The organism is Rhodococcus sp. YH1, assembly GCF_009939605.1.
GTDB lineage: Bacteria > Actinomycetota > Actinomycetes > Mycobacteriales > Mycobacteriaceae > Rhodococcus > Rhodococcus aetherivorans.
This window is the reverse complement of the sequence record NZ_WVTE01000276.1, coordinates 1-20,750: the sequence shown is the minus strand read 5'-3', so window position 1 is coordinate 20,750 and position 20,750 is coordinate 1. Positions and strand designations below refer to the sequence as shown.

Genomic DNA, 20,750 nt, shown 5'->3' with positions numbered 1-20,750 from the left:
GCCGACGCCGTACGGTGGCGTCATGTCATCCACGGACGAGTCCCGGCGCGCGCTGGTCGAGGTTGCCGAAAAGCTCTATGCAACAAAGGGCATCGACGGAGTGTCGCTGAGGGACATCGCGGCGGCCGCCGGTCACCGCAACAACTCCGCGGTGCAGTACCACTTCGGCGACCGGGACGGCCTGCTGACGGCCATCTTCAGATCCCGGATGAGCGCCATCAACGACGTGCGACGAGACCGCCTCGACGAGCTCGACCGCGAGGGCCGCGGTGAGGACGTGCGCGCCCTGGTCGAGGCCGGTATACGCCCGCTGACCGACTTTCTCGCCTCCGCGCCGGAGGCAACCCACTATGCGCGCTTCCTCGCACGGGTGTCGCCCTCGGTGGACTTCTTCGACGACGAGTTCGCTGCACTGTGGGACGCCAACGCCGAAGTCGTCCGCCGCCTCACGCGCCTGTTGCCACACCTGTCTCCCCGCACCGCGGTCGAGCGCATCGATCTCGTCTTCAACATGTCCGTATCCGCCCTGGCGATCTTCGAGCAGCGCCAGGAAAGAGGAATTCCAGTGGTGCGAGCCGACTTCGACGAAACAGTCGATCACCTGATCGACATGGCCGTCGGGGCGCTGCAGGCCGAGGATTCGCACGCCCGGCTCGACCACTGACCCGTTCGCCAGCCATCCGACAGGAGTCGCCATGCCCCCGACGATCACGTCCCGTTCCGTAGAAATAGGCTCACACACCATCGAGTTCGGTCCGAGGTTCATGCGCCGCACTTCCGGCGGGCCGAGCGACGAACCGTACCTGAGCCTGTGCCTCGAGCCCGTCACACCCTACATCGGCGCCGTGGTCACCGGCGTGGACCTCGGCGACCCGCAGCTCGAGCAGATCGCCGAACTGCGCCGCGCCCTCCTCGAATGGAAGGTGCTGTTCTTCCGCGACCAGCGCATCACCGGCGCGCAGCACCGCGACTTCGCCCGGCACTGGGGAGAACTCGAAGTCCATCCCCTGCTCCCGCAGGGCGAGGTGCCCGAGGTGGTCCACTTCGAACGCGGCGAGGACAATCCAGGCACGGAGAACATCTGGCACGTCGACGTCACGTGGCAGCAGCGTCCCCCGATGGGGTCGGTGCTGCGGGCGCTGCAGGTCCCGCCCGCCGGCGGCGACACCCTCTGGGCCGACATGGGCAACGCGTACGACTGCCTCTCCGACGAGGTCAAGGACCGCATCGACGGACTCGACGCCGTGCACGACTTCGTGCCGTCCTTCGGCCGGAGCATGACCGCCGAGCGCCTCGAGCAGATGAGGGAGCAGTACCCGCCGGTGCGGCATCCGATCGTGCGCACGCATCCGGAGACGGGACGCGGGACGTTGTTCGTCAACAGCCTGTTCACCACGCACATCCCCGACATGGATCCCGTCGAGGGCGGTCGGCTGCTGCAGCACCTGTTCGATCAGGCCAAGGTCCCCGACTTCCAGTGCCGATTCCGGTGGGAGCCGAATTCCGTTGCGTTCTGGGACAACCGGGCCACCCAGCACTACGCGGCCAGTGACTACTTCCCGCACCGGCGCGTGATGGAGCGGGTGTCGATCCTCGGCGACGTTCCGCGCTGACCGCCGCCCGGCACGACGAGGCCGGTGACCGCGATGCCGGTCACCGGCCTCGTCACCTGTCCGGGCGCACGATGCAGCGGAAACCGATGTGGCACGTCGACGTCTCGACCGATTCGCCCTGCCGCGCCGCCGGACGGTAGCGGAGACAGTAGTTCGGCGCGCACAGGTGTGAGCCACCCTTGATCACGCGCCGTGGGTACGGACCGGACTCGTCGCCGGCACCCGTACGGGGATTGCTGGGGATGCAGCAGGCGTGCGCGGGGGCGGTGTCCCGACCGTCGGCGCCGTGGTGCGCGGTGTAGTGGTCCGCCGTCCACTCCCACACGTTGCCGGCCATGTCGACCAGTCCGTAGCCGTTGGCACGGTAGGAGCCGACGGGCGAGGTCCCCACGAAGCCGTCCTCGCCGGTGTTCTCCCACGGGAAGCGGCCCTGCCAGGTGTTGGCGCGGTAGCGGCCGTGGGGAGCGAACTCGCCGCCCCACACGAACCGCGCCCGATCCAGGCCACCGCGCGCGGCGAACTCCCATTCCGCCTCGGTCGGCAGCTCCTTGCCGGCCCACTGCGCGTAGGCGAGCGCATCGAAGTGCGACACGTGCGTAACCGGGTGACGGTCGCGTCCCGCCACGGTGCTGCCGGGCCCTTCCGGGTGCCGCCACTGCGCGCCCGGCGTCCACGCCCACCAGCGGCGGTAGTCGTCGAGCGGCACCGGCCCGGGCGGCGGCACGAACACCAGCGACCCCGGAACCAGCAGGTCGGGTTCCGCGTCGGGGTAGTCCTTCGGATCGGGTGCCGTCTCGGCGGTGGTGACGTGCCCGGTGTCCTTCACGAACCGCCGGAACTCGGCGACGGTCACCGGGTGCTCGTCCATGAAGAACCCGTCGACCCGCACCTGGTGCACGGGACGCTCCTCGGGATAGAACTCCTCCGACCCCATCCAGAACGTTCCCCCGGGGATCCAGGTCATGTTCTTCGGCGCGGTGGACGTTGCTGCGGGAGTGGCCATGCACTCCAGTTTTTCAGAGTTGTGCGCAGAGTGGGCGGGGTGTCCCGCCGGCAGGTACGACGCGCCGCTCTACTTGACGCTGTAACACCGATTCGAACAAATCGATGCATCAGCCGGTTATCCTGCAGTAGCACCGGCAAGGTGACGGAGTTCGTCCCGGTGCGGGGGCGGTGTCAGGTATGGCGTCCGGCGCCGCGGTCGGGGCGCTCATGTCCCCGGTTCCGGGTATGCCGTGGGCGAGCGCGCAGGTGCACGGTGCCCGTCGGCCCGGCTGCCGGCGGTGCGAGGGGGTGAGGTCGGTGGGCGCCGCACCGGTCGGATCCGGGCCGAGCCGGCCCGGGAGAGGAGGCCGGCCGCGGAGGCCACGTACTTCGGGACGCGGCTGAAGAGCGTGGTGAGTTCGTCTATCGCGGCCGGCTCAGGCCAGCGAGGACGGCCTTCGCCGCTCGCTCACCCGATGTGGCTGCGTCGGCGAGCGACGGCAGATCGAGCTGATAGTCGCCGGCGAGATGGATGGCTCCGAGCGGATCCCGCAATACCGGAAGGGTCTCCCTCCGCCCCGGCGCCCAGAAGGGCACGACCCGCCGGTGCCGCCGCACGATGCCCTCGCCCAGCTTCCCCTCCAGCTCGGGGTACACGACGAGCAGGTCCTTCGCGAATCGCGATACGATCTCCTCGTCGGACAGGTCGAACAACGCGTCGGCCCGAGCGCCGCCGGCGAAACAGGCCAGTGCTCCGCCCGGCTTACGCTCGCCATCGCGCCGCATCGCCGCGGCGTGGTTGAACATCGCCTGGAACGACAGCTGCGGCGTCGAGACGGCAAAGTGGTCGTCCCAGCGCTGCGGCCCGACTTCGTCGGTGAAGAATCCGACGATCACGTACCGGCCGTAGGTGATGTCGTCGAAAGCGTTCCGGTACTGCTGCGGGAGGTCGGGAATGATTCGCTCGGAGATGTCGGCGGGTGCGGTCACGATCGCGCGCTTCGCCCGCAACCGCGCCGGCCGATCACCGTCGTGATAGTCGACGACCACACCGTCACCGTCCTGTCGCACCGACTGCACCACCGACTCGAGCCGGATCCGGCCACCGAGATCCTCCGCCAGGACGTCGGTCAACGTCTGATTGCCACCGACCGGCAGCGAGAAGTTCGGGATCTTCTCCGGGTCGGCCAGCGCGAGGCCCACCGACGTGACGAACTGGGTGGCGGCCGTCTCCTCCACCTCGCATCCCATCCACTGCGCCGACCACGACCGGACGATGGCTTGGGCTGGCTCCGACCGGACGCCCTTCAGTAGATACGCCGCCAGCTTGGTATCGAGCTTGTCGCGAACCCGTTGTGCGATACGGCTCTGCGACTCGAGAAACGGCATGACCGAGAGGATGCGTGCACCGACGACGGCCATCCCGAGACGGTCCATCGTGGTCATCCGCGTGCGGAACATGAGCGCGACGGGATTCGAGGTGTCGACCACCCCGCCGTTCAGATACAGCGCAACGCTCTTGCCTGCGAGCGAGCCCCTCTCGATGCCGTGCCGGTCGAGGGCCTCGATCAGGGTGCCGGTGCCCTCGGTGAACTGGGTGCCGACGTTGATCCAGTAGTCGCCCTGCCGGACGGTCTCGACCCGTCCACCCGTGCGATCGGTGGACTCGAGCACAACCACATCGGTCTCCGACGCCAGCGTGGTTGCTGCCGTCAAACCCGCCATTCCGGCGCCGACGACGACCACCGCGGTGGCTTCTTCCTGCATTTCGTGGGTTGTCATCTTCGTTTCCTGGCTGTAGATCGATGGGAGGGAGGGGCCGGCGAATCGCGGGTGCGGCTCAGGCCGTGACCGGGGCGCCGCTGAGCGCCTGGGCGTCGACACGCTTGTTGTATGCGTCGAACGCCCGGTAGGCGCGGTAGTACGCGAACATCTGCAGGCCCCACGTGGAGAGCGCGAAGATGTAGAAGATCGTGTGCTCCGCGTCGTCACCCGGGATGCGGACGAAGTCGTAGGTCGCGGCGATGACGAATCCGCATGCGGTGGCGACGGCGGCCCACACGGCATGCCCGCGCTCGCCGATGCCCCACAGTCGCTTGACGAAGTAGATCAGGAAGATCGTGGTGAGCACGTTGACTACGATGTAGAAGATCTTGCCGGGGGTGCCGATCTCCTCGGCGAACCGGCTGAGGACAAAGCCCGCCACGGCCGCGAGGGCGAACGCGCCGATGTCCACCGCCGCGGACGGTTTGAATCGGTGGGTGACCTTCATCAGTCCGAGGACCAGGATCAGCGTGATGCCGATGGATCGGGAGAAGGCGTCCAGGAAGTACGCGGCGGCGTACATCGGGCTGTCGTGGCCCGCCTTGACGAGGCCGTAGATCAGGAAGTTCGTACCCGACGTCGCGACGACGATCCACTCGATGCCGAGCAGATAGTTCTTGTAGTTCCGAAGGAACTTGATTCCATACGTGAATCCGACGGCGATCATCCAGATGTCCGCGACCGCGAAGAGCAGTTCTCGGATGGACATGGCCTTCTCCTTGCGTGGTGACATCAGCCGTTCGGATGAGCGACGAAGAATCCGAGCAGCCGGGTCGGGGCGGTTGTTATTTCGTCAGGGCTGCCAGGCGGTCGGAGGCGCGGTCGGCAAGCCAGCCCGCGTACAGCGCAGGACCGCTGACGAAGCTGGGCCGGAAACGCTTGCGGCCGTGCCAGATCGCGGCCAGGTCGTCGTGCAGTGGCGCGCCGCCGATTCGGTCTGCCAGCAGATGGCCCACGTACTGTGCCTGGGCGAAGCCGTGGCCGTTGCAGGCGAGCGAGTAGAGCACGTTGTCGGTAGCTTCGCCGGCGACGGGCAGCCACGTGGAGCTCATGCCGATCCAGCCGCCCCAGGCCTTCTGCGGTTCGATGTCACGCAGGGCCGGGAAGCGCTGACGAAATCCGCGGACGAGGTCTGCGGCGACGTGCCGGTCGGGGGTGCGATCGGGCAGTGGGTTGCGGCCGGTTTGGAGGCGACGGGTGCCGAACACGATGGTGCCCCGTGGGGTCACGCGGTAGTTCTCGAGGATCATGTGCAATGTGACCATCGGGGCGCGACTGGTCCAGCCGATCTCGTGCAGCCGCTCGGGTGCGACGGGTTCGGTCTCGACCAGGGAGGTCCATACCGGGGTGGCGAGATTCTTCGGCGCGATGGACAGGCCTGCGCTGTGGGCATTGGTGGTCAGCAGCGCCTTGCGCGCCCGCACCCGACCCCCCGGGGTGTCGACGGTGACCCCGCCGCCCGTGTCGGTGACGTCGCGGGCGGGAGTGTGCTCGTGAACGCGCACGCCGGCCGCGATCGTCGCGGCCCGCAGGCCGAGGACGAACTCACCCGGATCGAGAGTTCCGCCGATGCCTTCACGCACTCCGCCGAGGAAGCCGTCCGGAAGGCCCGCGTCCCGGCCCTCGACGAATTCGGCCGACGATCCGGCTTCGGCCAGGACCTTTGCGTTGCGGCGCGCGCGCCGCAGCTGCCCTTTGGACACGGCAGCCATCACGATGCCGGCTTGCTGGTAGCCGCAGTCGATGCGGTGGTGGGTGATGGCGTCCTCGGCGAAGTGCACCGCGTTCTCGGCGTACCGGTACAGGTGGCGCAGCCGCTCGGACTCGAGCAGCAGTCCGAGTAGCTCCGGATCGGCGGCGATGGAGTTCGTGATGTATCCGGCGTTGCGGGAGCTGGCGCCCCCGCCGAGGCTTTGTGCCTCGAGGAGGACCACGTCGACGCCCTTCTCGGCGAGACGGAGTGCGGCCGACATGCCGCCCCCGCCACCGCCGATGACCACGACATGGCAGTCGATGTCACCGGTCAGGGGTGGTTCGACGGTGGCGGGCCGGGCGGCCCAACCCGTCTCGTGGATCAGTTTCATGACGCTCGCTCCTTCTCGGCTGGAACGACCGCGGTGCCACGAGCGCGCACCGCAACCAAAGGAGGCTCGAGGACCCGCGATCGGCCGGCGCCGTCGGAGGCGCGGCAGATCACGCGGAGCTCGAAATCGACCGTGCGGCTGCGGTTGCCCTTCGTCACCAGCGTGGCCTCGGCCTCGACGACGTCGCCGCCGCGGACCGGGGCGAGGAACTCGACGGACGAGTAGCCGGCGAACAGGCCCTCGTGGCCGTCGATCTCGATGGACAGGTTCGTGCCGACGTCGCCGAAGAGTTTCAGGGCGAAGGCGCCGTCGACCAGATTGCCCGCGTAGTGCGCCTCGGAGAAGGCGACGTAGCGTCGGTGGACCGCCGTGGTCATGAGATTTCCTGATGGATCGGGCCGAGGTGGCGGGATTGTGCTTCGCCGTCGAACTGGACGCCGGGATAGCCGCGTTTGGCGATCTCGGTGCACATGCGGCGGTACTTGCCGACGCCGCCCACGTAGCCCATGAAGGTGTCGGGTTTGCCGTCGACATTGGAGCCGCGGTACCAGGAGTCGGTGGTGGCGTACAGGGTGGGGGCGACGGTCGCCTCGGTGATCTTCACCCATTCTTCCTCGGCCTCGGCGGTGGCCTCGATCACCGCGGCGTCGTTGTCGCGAGCGTGTTCGAGCAGCTCGGCGATCCAGTCGACGGCCTGCTCGATGGTCACCACCACGTTGCTCACCAACGCAGGGCTCAAGGGGCCGCCGACCATGAAGAAGTTCGGGAAGTCCGCGGCCATCATCCCGAGGTAGGAGCGGATGCCGTCGCGCCAGGCGTCCTGCAGCTTTCGGCCGGAAGCGCCAGTGAGGTTGAGGCCGTAGAGCGGGCCGGTGAAGGCGTCGAACCCGATGGCAAGTACCACGGCGTCCGCCTCGTAGGTGCCCTTCGAGGTGACGATCGAATTCTCGGTCATCGTCTGGATCGGCTCGTCGCGCAGCGACACCAACGACACATTGGGCCGGTTGTAGGTCTCGTAGTAGTCGGTGCCGAAGACGCTGCGCTTGGCGCCCAGGGGGTGGTACTTGGGCACCAGTAGCTCTGCGGTGGCCGGATCCTCGACGATCTCGCGGATCTTGTCGTGGATGAACTCCGAGGCGGTCCGGTTCGCCTCGGCGTCGGTGAGCAGGTCGGCGAACTCGGCGCCGACACCGTTGAAACCGCTGCGCTCATAGGCTGCCTCGTAGCGCCGCCGACGCTCTTCGTCCGAGACGTCGAAGGCGTTGTCGGTCACCGGGTAGTCGGGGATGCCTCCAGGGGAGTGTCGGCATTCCTCACGGATCGTCGGGTAGTCGTTCTTGATGGATCGGACCTGCTCCGGGGGGAGGTCGGCGTTGCGTGCGGGCATCACGTAGTTCGGGGTGCGCTGGAACACCGTGAGGTGCTCGGCGACCTCCGCTATCAGGGGGATGGCCTGCACGCCCGACGATCCGGTGCCGATCACGGCGACGCGCTTGCCCGCGAGGTCGTCGAGAGAGAGGTTCCACCGGCTGGTCGACACCTGGAGGCCGGTGAAGTTCTCGAGGCCCGGCACGTCGAAGTCCTTGGGAGTGGACAGACCGCCGGCCCCCGAGATCAGGTAGCGGCTGCGGCGGATCTCGCCGCTGCCCAGCTGCACCTCCCACAGCCGGTCGGCCGCGTTCCAGGTGGCGCCGACCACGCGGGTATCGAACGTGAAGTGCTTGCGCAGGTCGAAACGGTCGGCGACGTGGTTGATATAGCTGAGGATCTCGGCCTGCGGGGCGAACCGCTGGCTCCACGTCCATTCCTGCTGGAGTGTCTCGTCGAACGAGTACGAGTAGTAGATGCTCTCGACGTCGCAGCGGGCACCCGGGTAGGTGTTCCAGAACCAGGTGCCGCCCACGTCGGGGCCGGCTTCGAAGCCGGCGAAGGTCCACCCGGCGGTGGTGAGCCGGTGTGCGAGGTAGAGGCCGGAGAAGCCGGCGCCGACACCGATGACATCGACGGCCGCCGTAGCTGGGGTGGAGAGGGAGGGGGAGTTCATAACAGGTGCCGCTTTCGTTGAGTCGATCAAACGACTGAGTCATTTGACCTAGTAATAGTAGATCAGTGGTCCCGGTCACAGTCAAGGGGTGTTGTCAGGGTGGGAGCGATCTCTACAGCGGTAGATCTGGAGAATCGACGCCGACCACGCGGTCACCGCAGAACACCCGGACGGACTCGCCGGGGGCGTGGCCGCCGATTCCGGACGTGCCCCAGAAGCTCTGTGCCGAGCCGTCGGCGAGATCGGCGATCTTGGCGCCGTTCACGCGCACCTCGCCCGACAGCACCTGGGATCCGACCTCGATGGCGCGGTCCAAGTCGCTGCCGAACACGTAGGCGTCCAGACCCGACGGGTTCGCGTTGGCAACGCGTAGTGCGTCCTCGTCGGACTCCACGGCATGCAGGCTGATCAGCGGCCCGAACAACTCGGCGGTGGCCACCGACGCGTCGACTCCCGAAGCGATGGTGGGGGACAGGAAGAACCCGGCGAGTGGGGGTAGCTCTGCGGGCTGATGGATGGTCGCACCGTGAGCCCGCAGCTCGTCGATCCGGTTCTGCAGCGCGGCGAAATGCGGGGCGTTCGAGATCGGGCCCAGCTGCGTGCTCTCGTCGAGCGAGTGCCCGATGTCGATGCGGGAGAGGCGATCGAGCAGCGCGTCCAGAAGTGGTGCGACGAGGCTCTTGTGCGCCAGCACCTTGCCGGGGCCCTCGCACCACTGACCGTTGAGCTTGGTCATCCCCTCGAGGATGCCGTCGGCGGCCACGTCGATGTCGGCGTCGTCCAGCACAAGAGCGGGGTTGTTGCCGCCGAGTTCGAGCTGGAGCACCTTGAAGTCCTCCACAGCCGCTCGGGCGATCGCGCGGCCGGCGTTCGGACCGCCGGTGAACGAGACGATCTTCACCCGGTGATCGCCGGTGATTGCCGCGCCCACGTCGCCCGCACCGTGGACGAGCTGCAGCGCACCATGGGGAAGACCGGCTTCGACGAAGCACTCGACGATGATCTGGGCGCTGCTCGGCGCATGCTCCGATGGCTTGAGAATCACCGGGCAGCCGGCAGCGAGGGCACTGACCGTCTTCGCTGCAGGGATGAAACTCGGCCCGTTCCAGGGGGTGAGAATGGCGGCGGGGCCCCACGGGACCTTGTACAGCCGTACATCGCGGCCACCGGCCTCCAGTGCTGTGCGACGCGGGATGGTTCGCAGTTCTGCAGCAGCCGAGCGAATTCGGGGCGGGAGGAACTGCGCGACCCTCCGAGCTTTCGCGATCGGGACGCCGCTGGTGAGGGCATCGGTCGTGGCGATGTCTTCGATGCGGGACTCGACGATGTCGGCGGCACGCTCGATGACGGCCGCGCGTTCCTCGCTCGCTGCGTCGTCCCAGCGCTCGAAGCCGTAGGACCGCTCGGCATGCTGCAATGCGCGTTCCACGTCGTCCGAACTGGTGGTGACGGCGGGGTGGACAGGTCGGCCGGTATTTGGGTCGAGATTCCACGCGTCCGGAATCGTTCGGCACTCGGACCAATCGTCGGCAATGTAGTTGATCGGTGGGGGGAGTTGCGGGTTGGGCATCACAGCTTCTTTCGGTGCGTAGGTGGAGGGTGAGGTCACACCGTGAGGTCGGCGACGATGCGGGTCACGTCGCCCGACTTCATCGCTTCGAAGCCCTTGTCGATCTCCCGGAACGGGATCACATCGGTGACCATCTCGTCGAGCAGCAGGCGCCCCTGCAGGTACAGACGCGCGAACTGGGTGATGTCCTCGTGTGCTTGGCCCGAGCCCATGTACGAGCCGATGAGGCGCTTCTCCCCGAAGAAGAAGTCCGAGGCGGGCACAGTGAGATCGGTGCCGTCCGGTGCGATACCGACCAGGCACGCGGTGCCCGTGGCTCGCAGGATCGACAGTGCGGTCGCCGCGGTACGCGCGGAACCGACGGCCTCGAACGAATAGTCCGCGCCGTCGCCGAGCATCTTCCGGATCTCGGCAGGGACGTCGGCTGCCCCGTCGACGACGTGGGTGGCACCGTAGACCCGTGCCGCCGTGAGGCGGGCCTCGTCGAGATCCACGGCGACGATCGCCGAGGCGCCGGCGAGCCGCGCCCCTTGAATGATGGCCGATCCGACCCCGCCGCAGCCGATCACGGCCACGGTGGCGCCAGGACGTACCTGCGCGCCGCGGAAGACGGCACCGACGCCGGTGATGATGCAGCACGACAACAGGCACCCGACGTGCAACCCCACCTCGTCGGGCAATTTCACCAGCGCGTTCTCCCGCATCAGGGTGTGGCGGGAGAACGCGCCGACGTCGCCGAGTCGCTCGACGACCTGGCCTCCCGGCAGCTGGAATGCCGGGCGGGTCCGCTGCCGGATCTGCGCGACGCGCTGGCACTGTGTCGAGTGGCCGGCTCGGCAGTTGCGGCACAACCCGCACGAGGGCGTGAGGGCGCCGACAACGCGGTCGCCCGGACGCAACGCGGTCACCGCGGAGCCGACCGACTCGACGATGCCCGCCACCTCGTGCCCGACCACTACGGGCAGGTCGGCGTGCACAGTACCGGTCATGTAGTGCAGGTCGCTGTGACACAGACCCACGTTCGAGACCGCGACGCGAACCTCGTCGGGCTCGGGGTCGTCGACCTGGATCTCGGTGAATTCCAGCGGCTCGTTCACCGTGGTGAGGACTGCTGCTTCGGTGGTGATCATCGTCGTCTCCGATCTGAACTGTTCGTTGCGGGCGTCGTCGGCGCGTTCTTCGATGCCCAGAAGCCTTCGACGCCCTCGGTGAAAGCGCCGGACTCCCACGACTGACGGGCGGCTTCGTCCTCGCGGGCGAAGGCGGCCTCGACGTCTTCGGGGCGGGGCCGCAGCAGCCCCAGGTGCAGTGCCGTGATGCGGGGATCCGAGCTCCACTGCCGGATCACCTCGATTGCGCGATCCACCAGTGCCTGCGGGGCCACGATCTCGTCGAGCAGCCCGATCTGCAGCGCCTCGTCCGCGCCGATCCGCTCGGAGCCCAGAATGATTCGCATCGCGTGGTTGCCGACCAGGCGCCGCATGAGGAGGCTTGAGGCGTTCGAGACAATGATCCCGCGGTGATTCTCCGGTTGGTAGTACACGGCCTCGGGGGTGCCGATCCGCGAGTCGCAGCACAGCGTGACCTCCGAGGCGCCACCGACCGCGATCCCGTTCACGGCTGCGATCACGGGGACCGCCGTCTCGAGAATTGCACGGGTGATGTCGTGGAAGGTCGCGACGGCCTCACGGATCTCGTCGTAGCTGGTCGGCACCGTCTGCAGGTCCTCACCGGCAGAGAACGCCCGTCCGGTGCCCGTGAGCACGATTCCGCGGACGAGGTCGCCGGCCCCGAAACGACGGATCGTCTGCGCGAGCTGCACTCGCGTGGCCACGTCCATCGCATTCAGCTTCGCCGGTCGGTTGAGCGTGAGCACCGCGACGTCGTCGTCGATGTGGGTGTCCAGGTAGTTGTCGGTCATGTCCGGCTCCTCAGTTGCCGTTGCCGGCCGTGCGCGGCGGCTGCAGGTCGTACGTGGTGCCGGGGCGTTCGGCCGAGCGTGCCCTGAGCGCCGGCTTGGACACCCGCTCGGACGGGGTGCGCGGGAATTCGGCAACGAACTCGACGTAGCGCGGAACCTTGAAGCGCGCCAATGCCATTCGCGCGGAGTTGATGATCCGCTCTGCGGTCGCGCGATTCTCGTCGACACCGGGGGCCAGCTGCACGAAGGCCTTGACCTCCTCGCCGAACAGTTCGTCCGGGACGCCCACCACCGCCGCCGCGACGACGGTGCCGTCGCCTTCGAGGACGCGTTCGACCTCGGCGCTGGCGATGTTCTCCCCGCCGCGGCGGACCATGTCCTTGATCCGGCCCACCAGGCGGTAGCCGTCCGCCTCACAGACCGCGAGATCGCCGGTGTGCAGCCAGCCGTCGCGCAGGACGTGTGCGGTGTCGTCGGGACGGTTCCAGTAGCCGCGCATCATCGGTCTGCCGGAGGTGATCAGCTCGCCGGGTTCTCCCGGGGCCACGTCTGCGCCCTGCGGATCGACCACCCGGACCTGCTTGGTGGGAACCGGCCGCCCGAGTCGTCCGCTGCCGACGTCGGCGGTGCTCTCGGGCAGACTGACCAGGTCGACCCCGCTTTCGGTCATCCCGAAGATCTCCCGCCACGGTGCGCCCCAGCGCTGTTCGAGCTGTGCGTGCAGCGCAACCGGGATTGCCGAGCACAGCACGAGACGCAGGTCGTTGTCCCGGTCCTGCGGGCTCGGCGGCTGCTTGAACAGCAGCGTGGGCATCGCGCCGAGCACGTAACAGAACGTGGCCCGGTGCCGGCGGACGTCCGCCATGAAGCCCGAGGCGGAGAACCGGGGCAGCACCACCAGCGGCGCGCCGATCGTGAGGCACAGCGAGGTGTTCCACTGGGGGTCCATGTACGAGAACGGTTGCGAGGTGAGTACGACGTCGTCGGCCCCGAGGCCCGCCGCGCCCGCACAGACCCAACCCAGCCGGATCCAATAGTCGTGGGTCAGCATGCACGCCTTCGGGAATCCTGTTGTTCCCGAGGTGTACTGGAGGTTCGCGAGCGTCTCGCCGGAGATCGCGACCCGCGGCCGGTCCGCCGGATACTGCGTGAGCTCGTCGCGCGACGGGGCTTCGACGATCCGGACGTGGGCCAGATCGTCGCTGGCGGCACGCACCTCTTCGGCAAGCGACGTGTGCGCGCCGTCGGTGATCAGTACTCGAGCGCCGGAGTCCCGGAGCACGAATTCGAGGTCTGCGCGCTGATACGACGAGTTCACGGGCACCGTGACGCCGCCGGCCTTGAGGATCGCGAGCCAGGCGATCGGCCACTGCACCACGTTGGGCAGCATGATCGCGACACGGTCACCGACCCGGACAGCGTCATGGTCGATCAGTCGGTGGGCAAGTCTGGACGTCCACTCCTCGACCTCGCCGAAGGTCCAGGACATGTCGCCGAACCGGAGAAACTCCCGGCCGGTGGAACATTCGGCTCGAGCCGTGAGGAGGTCGACGAGGTTGTCGAGCGGCGGGTCCTGCGCCATCCGGGTCAGGGCTGGAACGCGTTCCGGTCGAATCGGTTCGACTCCGGTCATGGTCATCCTCTTCAGGCTCGGCTGGCGTGATGCGGCGCTGAGGTGGGCGCAGTTCGCGATCTGATGTCGTGACGGCCCATCCGCGACGGGCTCGTGACCCCCCGAGCGCCGATGGCGCCGGACTGTGGGTTCCGTCATAGCCTAGAAGATGATGGTCATCTGATCAAGTCTTATGAACGATTCAACACCCGGAACGGCCGATCGGTGACGCGCCGGCCTCGAATCGGCTGGTAGCGTTGAGATCGACTTGATCAGTCGATTGCATTGGATTCACCAGGAGGCCCCGCATGGCTCGCATTCCCGCCGCCGAACGTCGCGCCGAACTGGTGACCGCGGCCGTCCGTACGATCGCCGCCCACGGGGTGGACGGCGCCACCACACGCCGCATCGCGCAGGAGGCGAACGCTCCGCTGGCCACACTGCACTACTGCTTCGCCACGAAGGAGGCGCTGTTCGCGGCGGTCTTCGAGCATGTCGCCGGACAGTATCGAGAAGTGTTGACCCGCAACGATGTCCATGGCGACGTGGCGACCACCGCGCGCGCCCTGTTGCGTGGCCTGATGGAGTGGTACCTGGCGAATCCGGAATTCGGCGCGGCGATCGTCGAGCTGATCAGCTGGGCCCAGCGCCAGGAAGGCATGCAGGCCGAGATGGTGTATCACGAGGCATTCGCGACCATGCGGCCGATCCTCCAGGCCGCCTCGACCACTGCGGGCCAGTCGATCGACCCGAATACGCTCGACGAACTGACCTACATCGTGTCCGTTCTGTCCGACGGATTCGCGCTCAACTGGCTGTCCGCCGACCGCACTACGGCGGAGCCGCACATCGAAGTCGTCCTCGGCGTGCTCGACGCTTGGATGACCGCCAACCTCGGCGATCTCTCGAAGCCGCCGACCCCGCCCTCGAAGGCTTCACCCGAGCAAACCATGAGTTCGCTCGTGTCCTGGGTCAGGTTGGAGTGATACCGCCCGACATGGTGAGGCAACCGTCGGCCGCCACCTTGTCGGTGACGGCCGACGGCCCTTCGGTGGTGTCAGGTCCGCCGATTGCCTTCGGCGACGATCCAGTCCAGGGTCGGATCTTCGCGCTCCATCCACTCGGGATGCCATTGGACACCGAGTACCGCCGATCCCGGCAACTCGACCGCTTCGACGACGCCGTCGGCCGTGCGGCCCGTGACCACCAGGCCGGTGCCGCATCGGTCGACCGCCTGGTGGTGCCAGGAGTTGGTCACGGCGCTGGCGCCGAACAGTCGTTCCGCGATCGAGCCGGGCGTGAACGTCACCTTGTGGTCGTCGGCACCGTCGGTGATCGGACCGGAACCCGACAGGTGCTCGACGGAGCCGGGCGGAAGGTCGGCGATCAGTGTGCCGCCCAAGGCGACGTTCAGGATCTGCAGGCCCCGGCACACCCCGAGCACCGGGATGCCTCCGGCGAGTGCGGCATGCACGAGCGCGATCTCGTACGCGTCCCGGTCGGGATCGTGCACCATCGGATCGTCCCGCGGATCCACCTCGCCGACCACCGACAGATCCCCACCCCAGCACGCGGGGTGAACGTCCTGGCCACCTGTGACGACCACACCCGCCAGCCAGTGGCACAGTGCCTCCGGGTCGGCATCGTAGGGCAAGTTCACCGGAACCCCACCGGCGCTGGCGATGCGGTCCGAGAAGTCGGACATGAAGGCATCGGCGAACAGGTGACCGTAGCGCTGGTCCAGGCCGCTCACCAGCCCCAGCCGGAACCGCCGGCCGGTGATGCCGATCAGCGGCCGGACGGTGCCCGGCGTCGCGTTCCCCGCCGTCACGGGAACTCGAAGTATCGCGCCGACTCCCATTCGGAGAGCTCGGCGAACGGATCACCGCCCGTGGTGTGGAACTGCATCCACTCCCACCGCCGCGTACCGACCCAGTAGTCGACGAACTCGTCCCCGAGTTGTTCCCGCAGGATCGGGTCCGCCTCGAGTGCAGCGGCCGCCTTGGTGATGGTGTCCGGCAACCGCTCGAGGTCGGGCACACACCACGCCATGTCGGCGACCGGCTCGGGCGGCTCGATCGCGCCGTCGAGACCGGCGATCACCCCGGCGAGAATGGCCGCCACCGCGAGGTACAGGTTCGCGTCGGCACCGGGAACGCGGTACTCGAGGCGGGAGTACGCCGGGTGCCCGCACACCGCGCGCACAGCGGTGCTCTTGTTGCTGATGCCCCACGTGACCGTCGTCGGCGGCCCACTCAGGTCGACCAGACGGCGGTACGAGGTGATCTGCGGCAGCATGATCGAGGTCGCACCCCGCATCGTCGCGAGGAGCCCGCCGACCGCGTGCCGCATCGTCGGCGACGGCCCGTCCGCGGCGTAGAACGCGTTGGTCCCCTCACGCTGCAGGGACAGGTTGACGTGCGAGGCCTGACCGTACCCGGCCGTCGGCTTGGCCATGAAGGTCACGGTGTGACCGAGTTCGAACGCCACCTCGCGCATCACCTGCCGGGTGCGAGCCCAGGCATCGCAGACCGAGATCGGGTCCCCGGGAACCAGGTTGAGTTCGACCTGGCCGGCTGCGTCCTCGTCGCTCCACGCTTCCCACTCGATACCGATCTCGTCGAGGCGACGGGAGACCGCTGACATGTAGTCGATCCAGTCCTTCGACTTCGCCAGGTGATACGCGGTGCCGGCGCACCCGCCGAGCGGGGCCAGATCGCGATATCCCTTGGCGCGGGCCTCGTGGATGGACTCCTGAAACAGAGTCGCCTCGATCTCGACCGCCACGGTGGCCGTGAAACCGCGCGTTGCAAGTCGGTCGACCAGCTTTCGGGCCAGATTTCGCGGACAGGACCCGACCGGAGTGCCGTCCGCCTGCCAGTAGTCGCCGATCACGGACTGCAGGCCCGGCTCCCACTGCACCAACGTCGACATGTCGGGTCGGAACTGCAGGTCGGCGAGGTGCCCCCGCCAGTCGGGGTAGGCGAATCCGAAAGTCGGCGCGTTGCCCAGGTCGAGACCGAACAGCAGATCGGCGAACGCGAAGCCCGAGTCCGCGCTCGCGGCGAACTTGCGGATCGCCACGTTCTTTCCGAGAAACGAGCCCTCGTGGTTGGTGGCCTCCAGTCGGACCGTGTGGACAGTGGCGTCGTATTCCGTTGCAGTGGCGGTGATTTCAGACATCGTAACGAACCTTCCAGGATGCAGCGACCAGCACCGACAGCTGGGAAAGCGTGCCGCGCACGCCGATCAGACCGGTGGACAGGGCGGCGATCAAGTCGTCGGCGCCCCAGAAGATGCCGGCCAGCAGCTCCGGGGGACCGGCGATCACATAGTGGGTCTCGCCCTCGCCGACGACCAGCTGAGCCGATCCCTCGGGGCCGTCCGCGATCGCGACGAGCACGTCGGGGATCCCTGGCACCGACCGGGCCGTGGCCCAGAACTTCTCCGCGGCGACCCGCCAGTCCGGCAACGGCGGCGACAGCAACGTCAGCGCCGTGGCGGCGAGAGCGTCGTCGACTGCGACAGCAGGCTCACCGACCAGCGCGAACCGTGCGTTCAGGTCGACAGTCAAGGTGAGGTCGGGCTCGACGAGCACACCGCTCGATACCACGACGGTGCCGTCGGAGATGCTGATCGTCGCAGCTTGCGGGGTGTCGTGGGAGCGGACCGCGACCGTTCCTTCCACCGCCGTCGTGGTGGAGTCCGCGCCGTCCCCACGGACGGAATCGGTGATCGTCCGAGCGATCAGCCGGACGATGGGACTCGCATCGTCCTCGATCCGAATGTCGATCCCGCCGACCGCTTCGGCCCCGCGTGTCGCGGGGACGATCGTCGTTTCGGTCATCCCTCTGTCCTTTCGACTCGACGAGATCGTGTGCGCGGTACACCGTCGGCAGCGGATCCCGATTGGAACGCGACCATTCATGGTCAAATGTCTTGGTCAACTGACTATGATGATGAGGCACGGATCACTTCTTGTCAAAGACTCGCGAGGTTCCCGAGATGAACGACAACACCCCCGCCTGGTGGAATCTGCTCGACGACGATGCCCAGGCCGCGGCCCGGATGATCACCCAGGTCCTGCAGAAACCCATCCGGCACATGCGGCCGGAGCAGACCCGGGCGCTGTTGAACACGGCCCCACCCGACGAGCCGATCACGCCCCTGGGCCGGGTCCGACAACTGATCGTGCCGACCCGCGCAGGTACGATCCGGGCTCGCCTGTACCGCGCGGACAGTGCCGGTGGTGACGGCAGTACTCCTGCCCTCGTCTACCTGCACGGCGGTGGTTTCGTCCTGGGGACCCTGGACGGAGCCGACGAACTGTGCCGCGCGATCGCCGCCGGATCCGGCTGGACGGTCGTGTCCCTGGACTACCGCCTGGCTCCCGAAAACCCGTACCCGGCAGCACTGGAAGACTGCCTCGACGGCTACGAGTGGCTGACCCGGACAGCACCGGAACTCGGCATCGATCCGGGTCGCATCGCGGTCGGGGGCGACTCGGCGGGCGGCAATCTTGCTGCCGCCCTGTGCCTGTGTCGACGCGACGAGCGCAGTTCCCTCCCGGTGACGCAAGTGCTCGCCTACCCTGCCGTCGACGGGACCTTCACCGCGCCGTCGTGGTCGGACTTCGCCGACGCACCGGTGCTCAGCACCGCGGACGCCCGCTGGTGCTGGCACCGATACGTCGGCCCAGGACACCGGGCGGACGACCACCTCGCGGCACCCATGCGCGCCGAGTCGCTGCGCGGCCTGCCGCCCGCCCTCATCCTGACGGCGGAGGTCGACCCGATCCGGGACGACGCCGAGGCCTACGCGGCACGGCTGCGGCGCGACGGCGTCCCCGTCTCGCTGACCAGGTATGCCGGCGTCTTCCACGGATTCTTCACCGAGGTGGGCGTGTTCGCGCAGGCGAGGCAGGCGATTGAGGAGGTGTGTCTGTATCTGCACGAGATCGCGCGGACATAACTCCGCACGGGTTCTGCGCACTTGTGGGTGTCGCATTCGGCAGCGCCCTGTCCAGTGAGGGACTCGCCGCGCGTCGGTATCGCACGGGCGCTGCCCCTCGGTGCAGGTATCAGCGTGACGGTCTTGCAGCTGGTGTCGGTGTGCCGCGACATTGTCGCGGGCACGCGCTGCGCCGTGCCGGGAGGTAACTGCCGCCGGACGAACCGGCGCCGCAGCACGGACCGGACGGCAAGAACAGTGACGCAAGGACGGCGCTTCCCCGCAGTCCTGGCCTCGAGTCCCGCTCGAGCAGAGATGTTCGAACCTGGTCCCGGCGCTTCACCCTCCGGGGGGATGCGCGAGCCTGTGCGGGTTGCGGGCGGGCGGGCAGGGGTGCCTTGTCGTATCGTGCCTCCCCAGGGTTCACGTAGTGCGCCGGCGGGTCGGATCCTCAGCCCGGCCGCTGTCGGGTAAGCCGCTAGCCCGGCCGCTGTCGGGTAGGCCGCTCCCCGAGCTCTTCCGCCCGTCGAACCACCGCGCCACGCCGTGTGCCCAAGCGACCACACCCCTTCCCGACTTGCTGATGTCGGCCTCTGATGTTGTCATCGTTCGGCTCTGCGGGAGGGGTCGTTCGGCGAAAATGCGAGGACATTCGCCCGCGCCGGATGTGTGGTCTGTTCTACCGTTGTGATCGGTGACAACAGGAGGCGGTCGTTGGTTTTCGGGTGTAACGCCGGCGGCTTCGGGTATGTCCGGCAGACGTTCGAGGCAGAGGGATGCCATGGTGCTGCTGTACTCGCACACAGATGCGGGCGTCCGGGTGCCCGTGGTGGACTTCGTCGTTCCGGAACGGACGAGATTCGAGATCGCCATCGATCGGCGGGGCGCCGGACCGGTGGTGATCGGCGTCTGCGGCGACGTCGACCTCGTCACCGCACCGTCGCTGGACTTCGTGCTCCGGCAGCACTTTCCGGAACACGGTGTGGTCGTGGATCTCCTCCGGGTCGAGTTTCTCGGCTGCGCGGGACTGACGGTGCTCGAATCGGCGGCGTGCGGTGGCGGTCGTGATGGGCCGGTGATCGCTGCCGTTGCCGTCGGCGAGGTCCGGCACGCGTTGCGGGTCGCCGGGGTCGATCGGATGTTGCCCTGCTGCGCCGAGGTGGGGCGGGCTCTCGAACTGGTCGGCCGCAGCGGCCGCGCTGCTTTCGGCCGTGGAGCCGTGGTCCGCGCTCGGCGACAAATGTTGTCGCGGAATTCGGCACCCGGGTAGTCCGGTGATCCGGGTGCCGTGCCCGGCGCTGGGGTGAAGGGCGAGATCCGCGAGGGACGAAGCAGGGAGCGGCCGGATGCAGGCAATCGAGGTCGGGGACGAGGACGCGTGGGTATTGCAGCCGTCGGCGGTGGCGGTGCTCGACGGGGTGTGGGTGGGCAGCGCCATGATCGTCGGCGCCGGGGTGTTCGGTTCGCTGCTGTGGGCGGCGCTGGGGGTGCTGGTCTGCGCCGGCACCCACGCCGTCGGCCGCCCCCGTGGGCGCCCGAGGCTCGGATCGCACCCCAGGGAAAGCGCCACGGGTGTGCCGGTGCCCGGTCTGCCGGAGTGCGCGGAGAGAGGGTCCACGGATCCGGTGGAGGACGCAGCTTTCGCAGGTGCAGCAGGAGCTCCCGCCGCAGGCCGGAACGGCGCTGACTGCTGTCCCGCCACAGCGACCGACGCCGGCCCGGCCATTGCACTACCGCGCACCGAGGGCCGTCCTGACGCTCCGGCAATCGTAGAACCCGCCGCTCTTTCCAGGGCAGACGGCAGCGGAGCCTCCGGCCTATGAACCCGATCCGGCTCGGATCGCATTCGCGGCGGCGAAGCGTTCGGGGTGATTCCGAGAGTCACCGGCAAAAGGTGATGTCCCCGCGGCCGTGACCGGGACGAACGTTCCAGTCTCCGCCGACCCCGACGCACACATCCCAGACGTGAGGACCTGCCTGGGAGGGGCCGGGGGTCGATAATGAGAGGAGAGTACAAGGAGGGTCAAGTCCCGTGAGGTGGTGTACGACGTCGTCGCGTGATTCCTCGTCGGTGGATCAGGCGGTCAAGGCCGGTGTCACCTCCTCGGTGCCCTCGGTGACACTGTCGGCGGGCTTGTCGGTGCGGGA

Annotated in this window: 18 protein-coding genes; 5 read left to right on the top strand and 13 right to left on the bottom strand. The window is 68.0% G+C overall.

The window, feature by feature from the left end:
- Positions 1 to 22: 22 nt before the first annotated feature.
- Together AIIKEEIJ_RS28585 and AIIKEEIJ_RS28580 are read left to right on the top strand one after the other, a co-directional pair.
- Complete coding sequence (locus AIIKEEIJ_RS28585) at positions 23 to 664, top strand: TetR family transcriptional regulator (protein WP_161997085.1); 642 nt, start codon at positions 23 to 25, stop codon at positions 662 to 664.
- A gap of 100 nt (positions 665 to 764) precedes the next feature.
- Positions 765 to 1,613 (top strand): TauD/TfdA dioxygenase family protein, encoded by an 849-nt coding sequence (locus AIIKEEIJ_RS28580; protein WP_238406617.1) that lies wholly within the window; start codon positions 765 to 767, stop codon positions 1,611 to 1,613.
- A gap of 52 nt (positions 1,614 to 1,665) precedes the next feature.
- Here AIIKEEIJ_RS28580 and AIIKEEIJ_RS28575 read toward each other — a convergent pair whose 3' ends face one another.
- From AIIKEEIJ_RS28575 to AIIKEEIJ_RS28530, 10 genes are all read right to left on the bottom strand, one after another.
- Positions 1,666 to 2,577: an SUMF1/EgtB/PvdO family nonheme iron enzyme gene (locus AIIKEEIJ_RS28575; RefSeq protein ID WP_202917737.1), complete on the bottom strand. Its 912-nt coding sequence runs from the start codon at positions 2,575 to 2,577 to the stop codon at positions 1,666 to 1,668.
- A gap of 443 nt (positions 2,578 to 3,020) precedes the next feature.
- Positions 3,021 to 4,379, bottom strand: coding sequence for an FAD-dependent oxidoreductase (locus AIIKEEIJ_RS28570; protein WP_161997082.1), 1,359 nt, complete (start codon positions 4,377 to 4,379; stop codon positions 3,021 to 3,023).
- A gap of 58 nt (positions 4,380 to 4,437) precedes the next feature.
- On the bottom strand, positions 4,438 to 5,130 hold the full coding sequence (locus AIIKEEIJ_RS28565) for a transporter (RefSeq protein ID WP_161997081.1): 693 nt from the start codon (positions 5,128 to 5,130) through the stop codon (positions 4,438 to 4,440).
- A gap of 76 nt (positions 5,131 to 5,206) precedes the next feature.
- Positions 5,207 to 6,505, bottom strand: coding sequence for an FAD-dependent oxidoreductase (locus AIIKEEIJ_RS28560; RefSeq protein ID WP_161997080.1), 1,299 nt, complete (start codon positions 6,503 to 6,505; stop codon positions 5,207 to 5,209).
- Entirely contained in the window at positions 6,502 to 6,882 is a 381-nt protein-coding gene (locus AIIKEEIJ_RS28555; protein WP_161997079.1) for a hotdog domain-containing protein, read from the bottom strand. The genes AIIKEEIJ_RS28560 and AIIKEEIJ_RS28555 overlap by 4 nt, the downstream gene beginning before the upstream one ends.
- Complete coding sequence (locus AIIKEEIJ_RS28550) at positions 6,879 to 8,549, bottom strand: FAD-dependent oxidoreductase (RefSeq protein ID WP_161997078.1); 1,671 nt, start codon at positions 8,547 to 8,549, stop codon at positions 6,879 to 6,881. Before AIIKEEIJ_RS28550 ends, AIIKEEIJ_RS28555 begins: the two co-directional genes overlap by 4 nt.
- A 112-nt stretch (positions 8,550 to 8,661) precedes the next feature.
- A complete protein-coding gene (locus tag AIIKEEIJ_RS28545; protein WP_161997077.1) occupies positions 8,662 to 10,119 on the bottom strand; it encodes an aldehyde dehydrogenase family protein in 1,458 nt (485 codons plus the stop codon).
- Positions 10,120 to 10,154: 35 nt separating this feature from the next.
- Positions 10,155 to 11,249 carry a zinc-binding dehydrogenase gene (locus AIIKEEIJ_RS28540; RefSeq protein ID WP_161997076.1) on the bottom strand — a complete coding sequence of 365 codons (1,095 nt, stop codon included), beginning with the start codon at positions 11,247 to 11,249 and terminating at the stop codon, positions 10,155 to 10,157.
- Positions 11,246 to 12,040, bottom strand: a complete 795-nt coding sequence (locus tag AIIKEEIJ_RS28535; protein ID WP_161997075.1) for an enoyl-CoA hydratase-related protein — start codon at positions 12,038 to 12,040, stop codon at positions 11,246 to 11,248. Before AIIKEEIJ_RS28535 ends, AIIKEEIJ_RS28540 begins: the two co-directional genes overlap by 4 nt.
- A 10-nt stretch (positions 12,041 to 12,050) precedes the next feature.
- Positions 12,051 to 13,679 (bottom strand): AMP-binding protein, encoded by a 1,629-nt coding sequence (locus tag AIIKEEIJ_RS28530; protein ID WP_161997074.1) that lies wholly within the window; start codon positions 13,677 to 13,679, stop codon positions 12,051 to 12,053.
- 281 nt (positions 13,680 to 13,960) lie between these two features.
- Between AIIKEEIJ_RS28530 and AIIKEEIJ_RS28525 the strand changes: the two genes are divergently transcribed.
- Entirely contained in the window at positions 13,961 to 14,638 is a 678-nt protein-coding gene (locus AIIKEEIJ_RS28525) for a TetR family transcriptional regulator (RefSeq protein WP_161997073.1), read from the top strand.
- A gap of 71 nt (positions 14,639 to 14,709) precedes the next feature.
- Here the strand turns inward: AIIKEEIJ_RS28525 and AIIKEEIJ_RS28520 are convergent, their stop codons facing one another.
- Genes AIIKEEIJ_RS28520 through AIIKEEIJ_RS28510 form a run of 3 tightly spaced genes read right to left on the bottom strand, consistent with a single transcriptional unit; the run spans position 14,710 to position 17,499 of the window.
- Complete coding sequence (locus AIIKEEIJ_RS28520; RefSeq protein WP_161997072.1) at positions 14,710 to 15,483, bottom strand: gamma-glutamyl-gamma-aminobutyrate hydrolase family protein; 774 nt, start codon at positions 15,481 to 15,483, stop codon at positions 14,710 to 14,712.
- Positions 15,480 to 16,835 carry a glutamine synthetase family protein gene (locus tag AIIKEEIJ_RS28515; RefSeq protein WP_161997071.1) on the bottom strand — a complete coding sequence of 452 codons (1,356 nt, stop codon included), beginning with the start codon at positions 16,833 to 16,835 and terminating at the stop codon, positions 15,480 to 15,482. The genes AIIKEEIJ_RS28520 and AIIKEEIJ_RS28515 overlap by 4 nt, the downstream gene beginning before the upstream one ends.
- Entirely contained in the window at positions 16,828 to 17,499 is a 672-nt protein-coding gene (locus tag AIIKEEIJ_RS28510) for a hypothetical protein (protein ID WP_161997070.1), read from the bottom strand. Before AIIKEEIJ_RS28510 ends, AIIKEEIJ_RS28515 begins: the two co-directional genes overlap by 8 nt.
- 158 nt (positions 17,500 to 17,657) lie before the next feature.
- On the opposite strand from AIIKEEIJ_RS28510, the gene AIIKEEIJ_RS28505 reads away from it, so the two are divergent.
- Together AIIKEEIJ_RS28505 and AIIKEEIJ_RS28500 are read left to right on the top strand one after the other, a co-directional pair.
- The gene (locus tag AIIKEEIJ_RS28505) at positions 17,658 to 18,623 is read left to right on the top strand and encodes an alpha/beta hydrolase fold domain-containing protein (protein ID WP_161997069.1); all 966 of its coding nucleotides are present in this window, start codon (positions 17,658 to 17,660) and stop codon (positions 18,621 to 18,623) included.
- Positions 18,624 to 19,383: 760 nt separating this feature from the next.
- Positions 19,384 to 19,872: an STAS domain-containing protein gene (locus AIIKEEIJ_RS28500; RefSeq protein ID WP_161997068.1), complete on the top strand. Its 489-nt coding sequence runs from the start codon at positions 19,384 to 19,386 to the stop codon at positions 19,870 to 19,872.
- Positions 19,873 to 20,750: the final 878 nt, after the last annotated feature.